This window comes from Streptomyces sp. NRRL S-337, assembly GCF_000720175.1.
Taxonomy (GTDB): Bacteria; Actinomycetota; Actinomycetes; order Streptomycetales; family Streptomycetaceae; genus Streptomyces; species Streptomyces siderophoricus.
Genome location: NZ_JOIX01000022.1, coordinates 20,267 through 34,909 on the forward strand (window position 1 = coordinate 20,267; position 14,643 = coordinate 34,909).

13 protein-coding genes are annotated in these 14,643 nt (G+C 71.6%); 4 read left to right on the forward strand and 9 right to left on the reverse strand.

The window, feature by feature from the left end; translation table 11 throughout:
- The first annotated feature begins 11 nt into the window (after positions 1-11).
- Genes IG62_RS0118120 through IG62_RS0118130 form a run of 3 tightly spaced genes read left to right on the forward strand, consistent with a single transcriptional unit; the run spans position 12 to position 2,527 of the window.
- The gene (locus IG62_RS0118120; protein WP_030803569.1) at positions 12-818 is read left to right on the forward strand and encodes an ABC transporter ATP-binding protein; all 807 of its coding nucleotides are present in this window, start codon (positions 12-14) and stop codon (positions 816-818) included.
- Positions 805-1,752 (forward strand): ABC transporter permease, encoded by a 948-nt coding sequence (locus IG62_RS0118125; protein WP_030803572.1) that lies wholly within the window; start codon positions 805-807, stop codon positions 1,750-1,752. The genes IG62_RS0118120 and IG62_RS0118125 overlap by 14 nt, the downstream gene beginning before the upstream one ends.
- A gap of 4 nt (positions 1,753-1,756) precedes the next feature.
- Entirely contained in the window at positions 1,757-2,527 is a 771-nt protein-coding gene (locus IG62_RS0118130) for a sirohydrochlorin chelatase (RefSeq protein WP_030803576.1), read from the forward strand.
- A 29-nt stretch (positions 2,528-2,556) separates the two neighbouring features.
- On the opposite strand, the gene IG62_RS0118135 is transcribed toward IG62_RS0118130, so the two are convergent.
- Complete coding sequence (locus tag IG62_RS0118135; protein ID WP_030803579.1) at positions 2,557-4,239, reverse strand: glycoside hydrolase family 13 protein; 1,683 nt, start codon at positions 4,237-4,239, stop codon at positions 2,557-2,559.
- A gap of 915 nt (positions 4,240-5,154) precedes the next feature.
- Between IG62_RS0118135 and IG62_RS0118150 the strand changes: the two genes are divergently transcribed.
- Positions 5,155-6,186, forward strand: a complete 1,032-nt coding sequence (locus IG62_RS0118150; RefSeq protein WP_324604636.1) for a LacI family DNA-binding transcriptional regulator — start codon at positions 5,155-5,157, stop codon at positions 6,184-6,186.
- A 151-nt stretch (positions 6,187-6,337) separates the two neighbouring features.
- On the opposite strand, the gene IG62_RS0118155 is transcribed toward IG62_RS0118150, so the two are convergent.
- From IG62_RS0118155 to IG62_RS0118185, 8 genes are all read right to left on the reverse strand, one after another.
- Complete coding sequence (locus IG62_RS0118155) at positions 6,338-7,438, reverse strand: glycosyltransferase family 2 protein (RefSeq protein ID WP_030803584.1); 1,101 nt, start codon at positions 7,436-7,438, stop codon at positions 6,338-6,340.
- Positions 7,404-7,544, reverse strand: a complete 141-nt coding sequence (locus IG62_RS47255) for a hypothetical protein (RefSeq protein WP_158744977.1) — start codon at positions 7,542-7,544, stop codon at positions 7,404-7,406. The genes IG62_RS0118155 and IG62_RS47255 overlap by 35 nt, the downstream gene beginning before the upstream one ends.
- Positions 7,545-7,611: 67 nt before the next feature.
- A complete protein-coding gene (locus tag IG62_RS0118160; RefSeq protein WP_234326598.1) occupies positions 7,612-8,991 on the reverse strand; it encodes an MFS transporter in 1,380 nt (459 codons plus the stop codon).
- Positions 8,992-9,140: 149 nt separating this feature from the next.
- Positions 9,141-9,761: a TetR/AcrR family transcriptional regulator gene (locus IG62_RS0118165; protein ID WP_051798213.1), complete on the reverse strand. Its 621-nt coding sequence runs from the start codon at positions 9,759-9,761 to the stop codon at positions 9,141-9,143.
- 156 nt (positions 9,762-9,917) lie between these two features.
- On the reverse strand, positions 9,918-11,126 hold the full coding sequence (locus tag IG62_RS0118170) for a S8 family peptidase (protein WP_030803593.1): 1,209 nt from the start codon (positions 11,124-11,126) through the stop codon (positions 9,918-9,920).
- Positions 11,127-11,446: 320 nt separating this feature from the next.
- On the reverse strand, positions 11,447-12,775 hold the full coding sequence (locus tag IG62_RS0118175; protein ID WP_063755371.1) for an ABC transporter substrate-binding protein: 1,329 nt from the start codon (positions 12,773-12,775) through the stop codon (positions 11,447-11,449).
- On the reverse strand, positions 12,775-13,614 hold the full coding sequence (locus tag IG62_RS0118180; RefSeq protein WP_030803599.1) for a carbohydrate ABC transporter permease: 840 nt from the start codon (positions 13,612-13,614) through the stop codon (positions 12,775-12,777). The genes IG62_RS0118175 and IG62_RS0118180 overlap by 1 nt, the downstream gene beginning before the upstream one ends.
- Positions 13,611-14,555, reverse strand: coding sequence for a carbohydrate ABC transporter permease (locus IG62_RS0118185; RefSeq protein WP_030803602.1), 945 nt, complete (start codon positions 14,553-14,555; stop codon positions 13,611-13,613). Before IG62_RS0118185 ends, IG62_RS0118180 begins: the two co-directional genes overlap by 4 nt.
- Positions 14,556-14,643 lie beyond the last annotated feature (88 nt).

A 14,643-nucleotide genomic window follows, 5' to 3' on the forward strand; every position in this document is an offset into this window, starting at 1 on the left:
AGGTGACACCGATGACGACCACCACGCTCACCAAGCAGCAGCCCGCCACGGCGGACACGGGCACCACCGTGCCGTACGCGGCTCGCATCGATCACGTTTCGAAGTCGTTCGGCCGCCCGGGCGCCCAGCAGCACGTGCTGGACGACATCGACATCGAGGTGGCACCCGGCGAGTTCGTCTGCCTCCTGGGGGCGTCCGGCTGCGGCAAGTCCACCCTGCTCAACCTCGTGGCCGGTCTGGACGCGCCGTCCGCCGGCAGCATCGAGACGCCGGGCGGCCGGCCGGCCCTGATGTTCCAGGAACACGCGCTGTTCCCGTGGCTGACCGCGGGCCGCAACATCGAACTGGCGCTGCGGCTGCGCGGGGTGCCGCGGGCCGAGCGCCGCGACGAGGCCGAGCGGCTGCTCGAACTCGTCCGCCTCAAGGGCGCCTACGGCAAGCGCGTACACGAGCTGTCCGGCGGCATGCGCCAGCGGGTGGCGATGGCCCGGGCGCTCGCCCAGGACAGTCAACTGCTGCTGATGGACGAGCCGTTCGCCGCGCTGGACGCGATCACCCGGGACGTGCTGCACGACGAACTGACCCGCATCTGGCAGGAGACGCAGCTGTCGGTCCTGTTCGTCACGCACAACGTCCGCGAGGCGGTGCGGCTGGCCGAGCGCGTGGTCCTGTTGTCCTCCCGTCCGGGCCGGGTGGCCCGCGAGTGGCAGGTGGACATCCCGCAGCCGCGCCGCATCGAGGACGCCGCGGTCGCCGACCTGTCCATCGAGATCACCGAACAGCTGCGTGGGGAGATCCGCCGCCATGGCCAGCACTGAGACCCGGGCCGGGGCCACGACCACCCGGACCGACGACGACCCGGCCGCCTCCGGCACCGCGGCGAAGGGCGGTGACGCCGCGGACCTCGCCGGTCTGGAGGCCGGGCTCGACGCCCTGGAATCCCACGTCGTGCACCGGCAGCCCTGGCTGCGGACCGCCGTGTCGAAGGCGGTCCCGCCGATCGTCGCGATCTTCGTCGTGCTGGCGCTGTGGCAGCTCGCCTACCACTTCCAGCTCAAGCCGCACTACCTGCTGCCCAGTCCCGTCGACGTCGCCCACTCGCTCCAGCAGAAGTGGCTGGAGGGCACGCTGCTGAACTTCGTGTGGACCAGCGTCTCGCGCGGTGCGCTGGGCTTCGTGGCCTCGGTCGCCATCGGTACGGTGCTCGGGCTGATCGTCGCCCAGGTCAAGGCCGTACGGGCCGCGATCGGGCCGATCCTGAGCGGTCTGCAGTCGCTGCCGTCGGTGGCCTGGGTGCCGGCCGCGATCATCTGGTTCGGGCTGAGCGACGCCACGATCTACGCGGTGGTGCTGCTCGGCGCCGTCCCATCCATCGCCAACGGCCTGGTGTCCGGCGTCGACCAGATCTCGCCGCTCTACCTGCGCGCGGGCCGCACCATCGGCGCGACGGGTCTGGCCGGAGTGCGGCACGTGCTGCTGCCGGCCGCGCTGCCGGGCTACCTGGCGGGCCTCAAGCAGGGCTGGGCGTTCTCCTGGCGTTCCCTGATGGCCGCCGAGCTGATCGTCAACGCGCCCGATCTGGGCACCGGTCTGGGCCAGTTGCTGGAGCAGGGCCGGGAGCTGCAGGACATGTCCTGGGTGCTCGCGGCGATCTTCCTGATCCTCGTCGTCGGCATCGGCATCGAGCTGCTGATCTTCGCGCCGATCGAGCGGCGGGTGCTGCGCAGCCGCGGTCTCCTGGTCAAGAACTGATCCCATGAGCGCACGTCCCCCTCTCCTCGTCATCGCCCACGGCAGCCGCGACCCCCGGCACGCGGCGACCGTGGCCGCGCTCTGCGCGCGCGTCCGGTCGCTGCGGCCCGGGCTGCGCGTCGAGGTCGGCCATCTGGACTTCAACGCACCCCGGGTCCCCCGGGTGCTGGAGCGGCTGGCGGCCGAGGGAGAGCGGGAGGTGTTGGCGCTGCCGTTGCTGCTGACCCGGGCGTTCCACGCGAAGTCCGACATCCCGGCGGTGCTGCGCGAGGCGGCCGCCCGGCTGCCGCGGCTGACCGTCCGGCAGGCCGAGGTGCTCGGCCCGTCCACCCTCCTGACGGGCGCGCTGGAACGCCGGCTGGCGGAGGCCGGGCTGCGGCCCGGGGACCGTCGCTCGACCGGGGTCGTGCTGGCCTCGGCGGGCTCCTCAGACCCGGAGGCGATCGCAGTGATCGCTGAAATCGCGCGGGAGTGGCGGCGCACCGCTGGTTGGTGTGCCGTGCGACCTGCGTTCGCCTCCGCATCTCTGCCCCGTACGGCCGATGCCGTACGGGCCCTGCGGGCCGAGGGCGTGGCGCGGGTGGCCGTCGCCCCCTACGTCATCGCCCCCGGCTTCCTCCCGGACCGGATCGCGGCCGGCGCCCGGGAGGCCCGGGCGGACGTCCTCGCGCCGGTCCTCGGCGACGCCCCCGAGCTGGCCCGGCTGCTGCTGCGTCGCTACGACCAGTCGCTGGCGGCCCGGGCCCGCGGCGACCTGTCGTCCCTGATCGCCTGAGGGCCGCGGGCCGCCGGTCCGGCACCGGGTCAGCCGGCCGTCCGTACCCAGGCCGTCGTCCACGGCGGCAGCCGGTCGCCGCTCAGCGGCGCGGAGGACAGCAGCAGTTCGCCTTCAGGCAGCGGGCGGGCGGTGTCCGAGAGGTTGGTCAGGCACTCCCAGCCGCCGGAGCGGCGGAAGTGCAGCAGTCCGCCGGCCACCGCTTCCGGGCCGCCGATCCACTCCAGTGCCTCGTCGGCGAGCAGTCCCCGGCGGAGGCGCAGGGCGGTGCGGTAGAGCTCCAGGGGCGCGGCCGGATCGCCCTGCTGGGCCTCGACGGACAACTCGCCCCAGCCCGGCGGCTGCGGCAGCCAGGACCCGCCGCTGCCGAAGCCGTACGAGCTTCCCCCGCGCCGCCAGGGCAGCGGCACCCGGCAGCCGTCCCTGCCCTTCGACCGGCCGCGGCTGCGGGTCCACACCGGGTCCTTCAGGGCCTCGTGGGGCAGGTCGGCGACCTCGGGCAGGCCCAGTTCCTCGCCCTGGTAGACGTAGCCGGCGCCGGGCAGCGCCAGCATCAACAGGGTCGCGGCGAGCGCCCGGCGCAGGCCGAACTCCCGGTCCACGACCGGCTGTTGGCCGTTGGAGAGCAGCCAGGCCTCCTCGTCGCAGCCGTCCGGCAGGCCGTGCCGGGAGGCGTGCCGGATCACGTCGTGGTTGGAGAGCACCCAGGTCGCGGTCGCGCCGGCCGCCCGGGCGTCGGCGAGCGCGGTGTCGATGGAGGACCGGAGCTCCCCGGCGTGCAGCGACGCCTTGAGGAAGTCGAAGTTGAACGCCTGGCCCAGCTCCTGCGGAGTGGCGTAGGCGGTGCGCCGGGAGTTGCGCACCCAGGCCTCGGCGACCGCGATCCGCGGCGGGTCGTACTCGTTGAAGACCGTGCGCCAGTCGCGGAAGATCTCGTGTACCTCGTCGCGGTCCCAGAAGGGGTGGCTGCCGTCCTCGGGCAGGTCGTCCGGTTGGTAGCTCTCGACGGTGCCGATGTCGCGCAGCGGCGCCGCCAGGTCCTTGGCGAGGCCGTGCGCCACGTCGACCCGGAAGCCGTCCACGCCGCGGTCCGACCAGAAGCGCAGGGTCTTCCGGAACTCCGCGCGGACCTCGGGGTTGTCCCAGTTGAAGTCGGGCTGCTGCGGGGCGAAGAGGTGGAGGTACCACCAGCCGTCGGGCAGCCGGGCCCAGGCGGGACCGCCGAAGCAGGAGACCCAGTCGGTGGGCGGCTCCTCGCCGTGTGCGCCCCGGCCCTCGCGGAAGACGTAGCGCTCCCGCGCGGCGGACCCCGGGCCGGCCCGCAGCGCCTCCTGGAACCAGACGTGCTGGTCGGAGGAGTGGTTGGGCACGATGTCGACCATCACCTTGAGGCCGAGGCGGTGCGCCTCGGTGACCATCGCGTCGAAGTCGTCGAGGGTGCCCAGCCGGGGGTCGACGTCACGGTAGTCGGCGACGTCATAGCCGCCGTCGGCCAGTTCGGAGGGGTAGAAGGGGCTCAGCCAGACGGCGTCCACTCCGAGGTCGGCGAGGTGGCCGAGCCGGGAGGTCACACCGGGGAGGTCGCCGATGCCGTCGCCGTCGGAGTCGGCGAAGCTGCGCGGGTACACCTGGTAGACGACGGCCTGCCGCCACCAGTCGCGGCTGCTGCGGCCGGCCGTTGTGGGGTCCGGGCCGAGGTGCTGTGCGGTCACGTGGCTGCCTTTCGGTAGCGGGTGTGTCACCGGAGGGGTCGACGGGCGGGCAGGGGCGGCGCCCCTGGTGGGGAGGTCATCCCTTGACCGCCCCTGAGGACAGGCCCGAGACGATCGGGCGGCGGAAGATCATGTCCAGGACGCCGAGGGGCAGGGCGGCCGCCACGGCCCCGCGAACAGCGTCCCGTAGGGGACGGTGTACCGGTTGGTGAAGGCGCGATTCCGACCGGAACCGTGCGGTGTCCGTCCCCGCTGTGAAACCTCAGCGCCGGCAGGAACTCCGGCCAGGTCGCGGTGAAGGCGAAGATCAGATGGTTGCGCAAGGGGAGGTACGGGCCGGCGCGTGTCCGGCGAAGAACGACAGCCCGGCGCGGATCCGGCGAAGAACGACAGCCCCGGTACGGCGACCGTGGAGACCGAGGCCACCAGCACGCTGTGGAGGAGATAGCGGCAGGGTCGTCAGGACGACGATGGCCGGCCCGCCGAGGCTGACGGGGTGGAGGTGGCGGCGAAGGCCCGACGCCGGTGTCCGGCGGTTCATGCCCGCCCCCTTCGTCGGTCTGCGTGGTGAGGACGGGCAGGAAAAGCCGACAGCAGCCGATCACGATGACGGCGGTGTGGGTCGCCACCGCGGCGCCGCGGCCGATGGCGAGGTTCGGGAAGAGCGTCTTGTACCCGGGCGTCGCCGGCGACAGCCGCTGCTGAGCCCAGCTCCCGCGGCGAGGCCGTCGGCGAGCAGGGTTCTGCGGCGCAAGGCCATAAGTGCTCCTCACGTCGTGGCTGCCCACCTGCTTCATGACAGCGCTTGCAGGCTAGAAGTGGGCTCGTGGTCAGGTCAATGGGCGGTGGACCGGAGATGCCTCAAGTGATCTCCCTGCCAACGCTGTCATCGCCCGTCTGTGCTAGCGTCCCGCCATGTCCTCAGCTCGCAGCGAGGCCACGATGGCCGATGTGGCCCATCGGGCGGGGGTTTCGGTGTCGACCGTCTCGCGCACCCTGCGCGGCCTGCCGACCGTGTCGGAGACCACCCGGGCCCGGGTGGAGGCGGCCGCCCGCGAGCTCTCCTTCGCCATCACCCGCAGCGCCTCCAGCCTCGTCACCGGCCGCACCGGCCGGGTGGCCGTCCTGATGCCCCACCTGGAGTCGTGGTTCCTGAGCGCCACGCTGTCCGGCATGGCCCCCGCCCTGCGCGATGCCGGTCTCGACCTGCTGGTCTACAGCGTGACCGACGTCCAGGAACGCGCCGATTTCTTCGACCGGTTGCCCGCCCGCCGCAACGCCGACGCCCTCCTCGTGGTGAGCTTCGCACTCTCCCCCGCCGAACGCGCCCGCCTCGACGACCTGGGCATGCCGCTGGTCTTCGTCAGCCAGCACGCCCCCGGTCGGCCCAGCGTCTACGTGGACGACGAGGAGGCCGCCCTGCGCGGCACCCGCCATCTGCTCAACCTCGGGCACCGGCGGATCGCCTTCCTCCAGACCGCCGACGAGACGGGCTTCGCCTGGAGCAGCAAGAACCGGCTCGCCGGCCATCTGCGCGCCCTCACCGAGGCGGGCATCGAGCACGACGACGACCTCGTCATGAGCGTGGCCGACTGGAAGGGCAGCGGTATGGCCGCCGCGGTGGGCCGGCTGCTGAGCCTGCAGGCCCCGCCGACCGCACTCTTCGCCGAAACCGACGACCTGGCCTTCCGCCTCCTGGCGGCCCTCCGCGAGGCCAACATCCCCGTCCCCGGCCGGGTTTCCGTCATGGGCTTCGACGACCACGTCATGTCCGCCCTCATGGGCCTGACCACCCTCGCCCAATCCGCCGCCGAACTCGGCCGCACCGCCGTCCGCCTCACCCGCTCGGTCATCGACGACACCGACGGCGACGCCCAACGCCACATCGTCCTCCCCACCGAACTCGTCCCCCGCCGCACCACGGCGCCGCCGCCGGCGGGAGCGTAGAAGGCAACGAGCGTGAAGCGGGCCGAGGCGCCTCCGTCCGGTGCAGGTGCCCGGCGCCTCCGTCCGGTGCAGGCGCCCGGCGCCTCCGTCCGGTGCAGGCGCCCGGCGCCTCCGTTCGGTGCAGGTGCCTGGCGCCTGGCGCCTTCCTCCTCTACGCCGCCCCGGCGGGGGATGTTCGCACCGTCCGCCCCGTCGGGGTGTCGGCTCGGCCCTTTTCGTACACCGTGAGGCTGCGGGCCAGGTGGAGGGGGACCAGGACGAGCTCGACGAGGAGCGCCTTCCAGGCGTAGACGAGGTTGACGGTCTTGGTGGCGTAGACGCAGGGGAGGTTCAACAGGACGCCCGTGAGCGGGAGTTTGCGGCGGTGGGCGGCGTAGATCAGGGGTGGCGCGGTCAGGAGCAGCTCGGCTCCGACCCACCAGGCGAAGGTGACGGCGAGCGGCCGGCCGGTGGTCGCGGCGGCTACGAAGGGGGTCGCCCACCAGAGGGGTGCGGTGACGATCTCCAGGAGCGCGAGGAGCACCCAGAGGGCCAGCAGGGGTTTGTGGCGGATCAGACTCCCCAGGTGGAGACGGACGTTCTGACAGAAGCCCGCCATCCAGCGCCACACCTGTTTACGGAGGTAGGTGAGGTCCTCCGGGTCTGCGGCGAGGGCGACGGCGTCGGAGACATAGACCGCGCGTCTGCCGGCGATCTGCTGGGACCAGGTGTAATCCATGTCCTCGACGATGGTGCGTTCGGGGAAGCCGCCGAAGGACATCAGGTCGTCGCGGCGGAAGACCGAGCAGCAACCCGAGCAGACCATGGGGCTGTTGGCGCGGGCCTGGATGGGGCGGTGCCAGTGGAAGCCGAAGAGGTATTCCGTGGACCGTCCGCGTTCCCAGAGTGTGCGGGTGTGGCGGGTGCGGACCGTACCGGCCGCGACCGAGACGGTGGGGTCGTCGAAGGCGGGCAGGACGGATTCGAGGTAGTCGGGGGCGAGGACGGTGTCCGCGTCGACGGCCAGGACGAGGTCGGTGGTGCAGTGCGGTAGGGCGTAGTTCTGGGCTTTGGCCTTGCTGCCGAGGTTGCGGGGCGGGCGTAAGACCGTGACGCCGTGTGATGCCGCTACCTCGCCCGTGCGGTCCGTGGAGGCGTCGTCCACGACCAGGACGCGGTCGGGCGGGACCGTTTGCCGGGCGAGTGACTCCAGTGTGGCCGGCAGGCCCTCCTCCTCGTTATGAGCAGGAACGATGGCGGTGATGGTGCGCATGACGGGCTCCCCCCTTGGTGCGGATCGCAGTGATGACGACGCCGGTCAGACCGATGACGCCGTAAACGATGGTGCTGATGCCGATGAACGGCAGTCCTCCGTGCATGTCACCGACGGTAGTCGGAGGGAGTGAGTTTTTGTTCCGGAGGGTTCCTCCTGTGGATAACTTGCTTTCAGCTCGGGCGGGTTGGGGATGCCGCTTCCTGCTCGGCTTCCTTCGTCCCGTTGCGGAGGGGTAGTCCGCAGGACGCCAGGGCGCCGGTGGCGGCGACGGCGGCCAGGGTGAGGAGCGTGGTGCTCATCGCGGCGGTGAGGGTGGTCAGCATGGTCGCGAGGGCGACCCCCAGCGTCGGGCCGATGTTCATCGCGGTCTGCTGGAGTCCGCCGGCCACTCCCGCGTGAGCCACGGGGACATGGCGCACGATGACCGCCGTCGCGGTGACCATCACCGTGCCGAATCCCGCGCCGAGCAGGGCGAAACCGCCGCCGATCGTCAACACACCGGAAGAAGAGGTGAGTTGGGAGAGCAGCAGGATGCCGGCGGAGAGGAGGATCATGGCCGTGAGGGTGGTGCGGCGGGGGCCGTAGTGGCGCTGGAGTACGGCCGAGGCGGGCGCGCTCAGCACCATCATGACGGCCAGGGGCAGTACGCGCAGACCGCACTGGAGCGGGTCGAGTCCGAGGATGTTCTGCAGGAAGTACGAGCCGACGAAGAGCGCGCCGAACAGGGCGGCGGAAGCGCACAGCAGGACGGAGAGGGCCAAGGCCACCGCGCGTGAGGTGAGGACCACGGGCGGGACGAGAGGACTCGCGGTGCGGCGTTCGTGGCGGACGAAGGCGCCGCAGGCGGCCGTTCCCGCCCCGGTGGTGAACACGGTGGCCACGGTCCAGCCGGACTCCGGGAGCACCACGAGGGTGTGGACCAGGCACAGGAGGGCGAGGGCGAGGAGGGCGGCTCCGGCGAGGTCGAGGGGGGAGCGGGCCGGCGGGGGCGATGCGGGTGGTGGCGGGGTCGTGGTGCCGGGGGTGTCGTGGGGGTGCGGTCGCGTCGGCACGCGGGCGGCGAGGGCCAGTGCGCCGACGACCAGCGCGGGTGGCACGTTGAGGAAGAAGACGGCGCGCCAGCCGAACTGGGCGGAGAGCGCCCCGCCGAGGACCGGGCCGGCGGCGGCCGCGAGGCCGATGGCGCTGGTACGGAGGGCCAGGGGCATGGCGAGCCGGTCCGGTGGATACGTGGCGCGCAGCATGCCCAGGGTGGCCGGTTGCAGCAGCGCGCCGAAGACGCCTTGCGCGATGCGCAGGGCGATCACCCAGCCGATGCCGGGCGCCAGTCCGATCCCCGCGGACGCGGTGCCGAAGCCCAGCATGCCGAGGGCGAAGATGCGCTGGTGACCGTAGCGGTCGCCGAGCCGGCCGGCGAGGACGAGCAGGCCGGCCACGGCGATGAGGTAGCCGGTGCTGGTCCACTGGACCTGTACGAACGAGGCGTGCAGGTCCCGTTGGAGGGCCGGCTGGGCGATGGTCAATACGGTGCCGTCCAGGGCGACGATCACCGCTCCGGTGATGCTCCCGGTGAGGACGAGACGGCGGTGACGACCGGAGAGGGAGGAGGCGCGAGGTGGGCGGTGGCGAGGTGAGGCGGCGGGCGGACGACTTCCGGCGTCAGCGTCACCGCGGCCCCTTGAGGAGCGCGGAGGGGCGGTCATCGGACCTCCGGTCCGAGGTGCGCGTCGAGGGTGGCGCGCAGCAGCGGTTCGATGTCGTCGGAGCCGGTGGCGAGCGGGAGGCTGCCCCATCCCCACAACTGGGCGACGCCGTGCAGGTTTCCCCACAGGGCGCCCGCGACCACCGAGGGCGGGGTGTCCGCGGACGGCCGTATCCGGGCGATCAGGTCCACGAGTACCTGGAAGAGCGGGAGGCTGGTGTCCCGCAGGCCGAGCCGGTTGCTCTCCAGCAGGTCGTGACGGAACATCAGCTCGTACATGCCGCGCTCGGACAGGGCGAAGTCGAGGTAGGTCCGCGCGAGCGAGGTGAGCCGGGCGCGGGGGGACGCGTCGTTGCCGTCGAGCACCTCGGCGGTCCGGGCGGCCAGGTCGGCGAAGCCCCGGCGGGCGATCGCGGAGAGCAGGTCGAGGTGCGTCGGGAAGTAGCGGCGCGGGGCGCCGTGCGAAACCCCTGCCCGGCGGGCGATTTCCCGCAGTGACAGCGCTTGTACGCCCTCTCTGGCCACCAGCTCGACACCGACCTCGACCAGACGGGCGCGCAGGCCCTCGTCCGGGGCGGGTTCCTCTTTCGCGGAGTGCGCAGGGGGAGACGTAGACATAGACACTGTCTACCAGGTATGAGTAGACAGTGTCTACGCGCGCCCGGGGTGCGGCAGACCACACGCGCCGGAAGAACGGCGAACACGACGACGCCGGCCGCCGCGCCCCGTGGGGGCGAGCGCGACGGCCGGCGTGGAGAACGGGGAGTCGAGGTCCTACTCGACGACCTTCAGCAGCTTGTTGGGCGTTCCCTGACCCGGGTTGGTGATCTTGTCGGCGGTGGCACCGTCGGTCAGCGCCTTCTCGACGTCGGCGGGCTTGGCGTCCTTGTGGCCCGCCAGGTAGACCGCGGCGGCACCGACCACGTGCGGGGTCGCCATCGACGTACCCGAGATGGTCTTGGTGGCGTCATCGCCGCCGTTCCAGTCCGACGTGATGTCGGAACCGGGAGCGTAGATGTCCACCACACTGCCGAAGTTGGAGAAGTCGGACTGCTCGTCCTTGTTGGTGCTGGAGGCCACCGTGATGGCCTCCTTGACGCGCGCCGGGGAGCTCTGGCCCGCGTCGCTGGACTCGTTGCCCGCCGCGACACCGAAGGTGACACCGGAGTCGATGGCCTTCTTCACGGCCGCGTCGAGCGCCTCGTCCACGCCGCCACCCAGGGACATGTTGGCGACCGACGGGCCCTTGTGGTTCTTGGTGACCCAGTCGATGCCGGCGACGACCTGCTCGGTGGTGCCGGAGCCCTGGCCGTCCAGGACCTTGACGGCCACGATCTTGGCCTTCTTGGCGACGCCGTGCGCCTCACCGGCGATGGTGCCGGAGACGTGGGTGCCGTGGCCGTTGTCGTCCTCGGCCTTGTTGCTGCCGTCGATGGCGTTGAAGCCGTACGACGCGCGGCCGCCGAAGTCCTTGTGGCTGATGTGGACGCCGGTGTCGATGACGTACGCGGTGACGCCGTCACCGGCGCTGTCGGGGTAGTTGTACTTCTTGTCGCCCTGGGTGTCCGCCTGGTCGATGCGGTCCAGGCCCCACGACGGCGGGTTGTCCTGGGTGGCGTCGATGTGGAACTTCTTGTTCTGGACGACCTTGTCGACGGCCGGGTCGGCGGCGAGGCGCTTGGCCTCCTCGGCGCTCAGGCCGTTGGCCGAGAAGCCGTCGATGGCGGAGGAGAAGGTGCGCTTCACCTTGCCGCCGTATTTGGAAGCGAGATCGCCGCTCTCGGCCGTACGGACCGACTTCTTCAGCATGACGATGTAGCTGCCGTTGACAGCACCCTTGGCCTGGGCGCCGTAGATCTTGCCTTCGGCGGGGGCGGGCGATGCGCCCGCGGTCACCGCGGTAACGGTGGCGATACCAGTCGCGGCCACTGCGGCGGCTATCGCCGTGACGAGCCGCTTCTTGCTGGAACGCTTGTGAGCCATTGCGAGGGTTCTCCTCGTTCGTGGTGTGGGGGGAAAGCGTTGCGCCAACAGCCCCTGGACGCAGGAAAATCTGCGTCGGGCTGACTCAAAACCCTGTCTGATTGATGGGTCCAATTCAAGGGAGACCCCGTCGTGTGAGATAGGCAACAACCTTGAAAAAATGCAAAAGGGCCCAGAACTGCTCAAAGCATGCGGCCGACTTGAAGCAAGGCGACTCAACTCCGTTTACGTTCGTGTAATGGAGGGAAACAAGCCGCGATTGCTGTACGCCGCCCGCCTCGGCAACTCCGTTGCCCATACGACGACTTCGGGGCCATTCCTCAGCGCTGGTACCGCGCCAGGACCAGATTGCCGTCCCTGATCAGCCGTGTGCGGAGGGTGTCGAGGTCGATCGCGCCGCTGTAGTACTCCTGCAGGCCCGGAGTGGCGATCTTGTCCTTCCACTCCGGGTAGCCGCGGACGGACTGGGCCGGGGCCGGGCGCAGGGTTCCGGCGAGCGCGGTGCCGGTCGCCCAGTCGTACCGCCGCACCCGGAGCGCCGGGTTCCGTAGCGCCTCCTGCCCCGTCGGCAACAGCCAGTCCCCCAGGGCAAGTCGGACCATGTTCGGCGGCCGGAGGAAGAAGTCGATGAACGCCATCGCCTCCTCCTTGTACGGGCAGTCCGCGGCGATCGACAGGGTCTGCGGACTCACGCCCTGCTCCCGTGTCGCTCCCCTGGGGGCCGGCAGCACCGTCCAGTCGAAGCCCTTGGGTGCCTGCTGGGCGATCTGCTGGCGGTACGAGAAGCCGAGCGGCACCATCGCGTAACGCCCGGCGAAGAAGCCGGGGAGGGTGTCGGACCCGCCCATGCCCAGCGTCGTACGGGCGGCGGTGCGGTCTACGTTCACCTGGTCGTGGATGATCCGCGGCACCACCTGGTCGACGGCGTCGAAGCGGACCTGGACCCTGCCGTCCGGGCGGCGGTGGAAGACCCGGCCGCCGGTGGACAGCGAGAGGTTGAGGGTGGCCGAGACCGGTTCCTTCAGCGGCCAGGCCACCCCGTGGTCGGTGCCACGGGTCAGCCGCTGGGCCACCTCCGCGAACTCCTCCCAGGTCCACGGGTCCTCCGGGGTGGGGACGCGGACGCCGGAGCCGCGCAGTTTCGCGCGGTTGGCCACCAGTACCCGCGGTTCCTGGAGGAACGGGACGCCGTGGATACGGCCGTCGAAGGTGGCGGTCTCCCAGCTGTGGCCGGGGATGTCCGCCTTGAGGCGGTCCGGCAGGAGGGAGGTGAGGTCGGCCAGGTCGCCACCGTAGGCGAAGTCCGCGAGGTCGTCGGAGGCGTCATGGATGATGTCCGGTGCCTCGCCGCCTTCGAAGGAGGTCAGCAGCTGGTCGTGGACGGTCGGCCAGGCGCCCTGGACGTACCTCACCTGGACGGCGGGGTGACGGCTGTTCCACTCGGCGACCAGCTGCTGGTTGGCCTTGACGGAGTCCTGCTGCCAGGCCAGCGACTGGAAGCGCAGGGTGATCCGGCCTCCGGAGCCGCGCCGCGGGCGGTCGGCGGAGCAGCCCGGGAGCAGGGCCGCGGCGGGCAGTGTGGCGGCGGCCGTCAGCAGGCCCCGGCGGCTCCATCGGGCCGGCCCCGCCGGCGTACGGGCGGCGGGCATCAGCTCTTCACCGCCCCGGCGAGCATGCCACCGGTGATCCGGCGCTGGATGGCGGCGAAGAGCAGCAGGCCGGGGAGGGTGGCGAGCAGTGCGGCGGCGGCCAGCGGCCCGAGGTCGGCGACGCCCTCCGCCCCGAGGAAGTGGGTCAGCACCACCGGAAGGGTCTGTTTTTCCGGCGACTTGAGCAGGACCAGGGCGAAGAAGAACTCGTTCCAGGCAGTGAGGAAGGCGAACAGTGCGGTGGCGACGATGCCCGGGGCCAGCAGGGGCCCGGTGACGGACAGCAGCGTACGGAGCCGGCCGGCGCCGTCGACGGCCGCCGCCTCCTCCAGTTCGCGGGGGACGGCCCGGACGTAACCGGTGAGCATCCACAGCGCGAACGGCAGCGCCCAGACCACGTAGACCAGGATCAGCCCGGTCCGGGAGTCGACCAGCTGGAGTCCCTTGAGGATCAGGAACAGCGGGATGATCACCAGCACCAGGGGGAACGCCTGGCTGACGACGATCCAGCCGGTGGCCGCCCGGGCGAGGCGGGTGCGGTGACGGGCGAGGACGTACGCCATCGGGGTCGCCAGCACGACGGCGAGCAGCGCGGAGACCGCCGCGGCCAGCAGGCTGTTGCCCGCGGCGGCCAGCAGCGGCTGCTGGTCGAAGGCGTGCCGGAAGTTCTCCAGCGTGGGTGCCGCGGGGACCCAGGTGGGGTGGGCGGCGGCCAGCTCGCGGGGCGGCTTGAAGGCGGTGGAAATCAACCAGAGGAACGGGAACGCCAGGAAGGCGAGGTAGCCGAGGAGCGCGGCGTACTGGCCGGTGCGGGTGGCGGTGCGGCCACGTGCGGTCATCGGTCCTCGTCCCCCTTCAGCCGGCCGGCCAGATAGAGGGCCAGCAGGACGGAGATCACCGCGACCATCGCCAGGCCCATCGCGGCGGCGTACCCGAACTGCCCGTAACGGAAGGCCTCTTCGTACGCGAAGAGCATCGGCAGTCGGGTGCGGCCGCCGGGGCCGCCGTCGGTCAGCACGAAGACCAGGGCGAAGGAGTTGAAGTTCCAGATGAAGTTGAGGGCGGTGACGGCGAGGGCGACCGGTTTGAGGGCGGGCCAGGTGACGGTGCGGAACCGACGCCAGGCGCCCGCGCCGTCGAGGGCCGCGGCCTCGTGCAGTTCGGGCGGCACGTTCTGCAGACCGGCCAGCAGCGTGACGGTGGTCTGGGGCATGCCGGCCCAGACCCCGACGACCAGGACCGCGGGAAGCGCGGTGGCCAGGCCGCTGAGCCAGTCCCGTCCCTCGGCCCCGGACAGGCCGAGGCCGCGCAGGGTCTCGTTCAGCACCCCGGCGTCGGCGTGGTAGACCAGCCGCCACATGATGCCGACGACGACCTCGGGCATCGCCCACGGAATGATCGCCAGCGCCCGGGCCAGCCAGCGAAGCCGGAGGTCGAGGTGGAGCAGCAGGGCCAGGCCGAGGGCGAGCAGGAACTGCGGAACGGTGACGCCGAACGCCCAGATCAGGCCGATCCGGAAGGAGTCCCAGAACAGGGAGTCGTGCAGGAGGTCGGAGAAGTTCAGCAGTCCGACGAACCCGGTGGCCTGGGTCCGGCCGGACTGGGCGTCGGTGAACGACAGCCCGATGCCGTACAGCAGCGGTACGACGCTCAAACCCAGGATCGGGAGCAGCGCGGGCAGTACGAGGAACCAGACGCCGTGGTCGCGCTGGGGCCGGCCGGTGCGGCCGGGGCCCGCCGTGGTGGACCGCCGCGCCACCGTGGTCGGCGCTGCTGCCATCGTTCGGCCCCCTCCCCGTCCCGTCCCCCGGTGGCCGCTCCCCACCGGCCGCCGTCATCGTCGTGAGGCCGGCTGCCGCCGTCAAGGT

Coding starts and splice junctions, on each gene's coding strand:
- IG62_RS0118120 (WP_030803569.1), top strand. CDS start 12: ATGACGACCACCACGCTCACCAAGCAGCAGCCCGCCACGGCGGACACG.
- IG62_RS0118125 (WP_030803572.1), top strand. CDS start 805: ATGGCCAGCACTGAGACCCGGGCCGGGGCCACGACCACCCGGACCGAC.
- IG62_RS0118130 (WP_030803576.1), top strand. CDS start 1,757: ATGAGCGCACGTCCCCCTCTCCTCGTCATCGCCCACGGCAGCCGCGAC.
- IG62_RS0118150 (WP_324604636.1), top strand. CDS start 5,155: ATGTCCTCAGCTCGCAGCGAGGCCACGATGGCCGATGTGGCCCATCGG.
- IG62_RS0118155 (WP_030803584.1), bottom strand. CDS start 7,438: ATGCGCACCATCACCGCCATCGTTCCTGCTCATAACGAGGAGGAGGGC.
- IG62_RS47255 (WP_158744977.1), bottom strand. CDS start 7,544: ATGCACGGAGGACTGCCGTTCATCGGCATCAGCACCATCGTTTACGGC.
- IG62_RS0118165 (WP_051798213.1), bottom strand. CDS start 9,761: ATGTCTACGTCTCCCCCTGCGCACTCCGCGAAAGAGGAACCCGCCCCG.
- IG62_RS0118170 (WP_030803593.1), bottom strand. CDS start 11,126: ATGGCTCACAAGCGTTCCAGCAAGAAGCGGCTCGTCACGGCGATAGCC.
- IG62_RS0118175 (WP_063755371.1), bottom strand. CDS start 12,775: ATGCCCGCCGCCCGTACGCCGGCGGGGCCGGCCCGATGGAGCCGCCGG.
- IG62_RS0118180 (WP_030803599.1), bottom strand. CDS start 13,614: ATGACCGCACGTGGCCGCACCGCCACCCGCACCGGCCAGTACGCCGCG.
- IG62_RS0118185 (WP_030803602.1), bottom strand. CDS start 14,555: ATGGCAGCAGCGCCGACCACGGTGGCGCGGCGGTCCACCACGGCGGGC.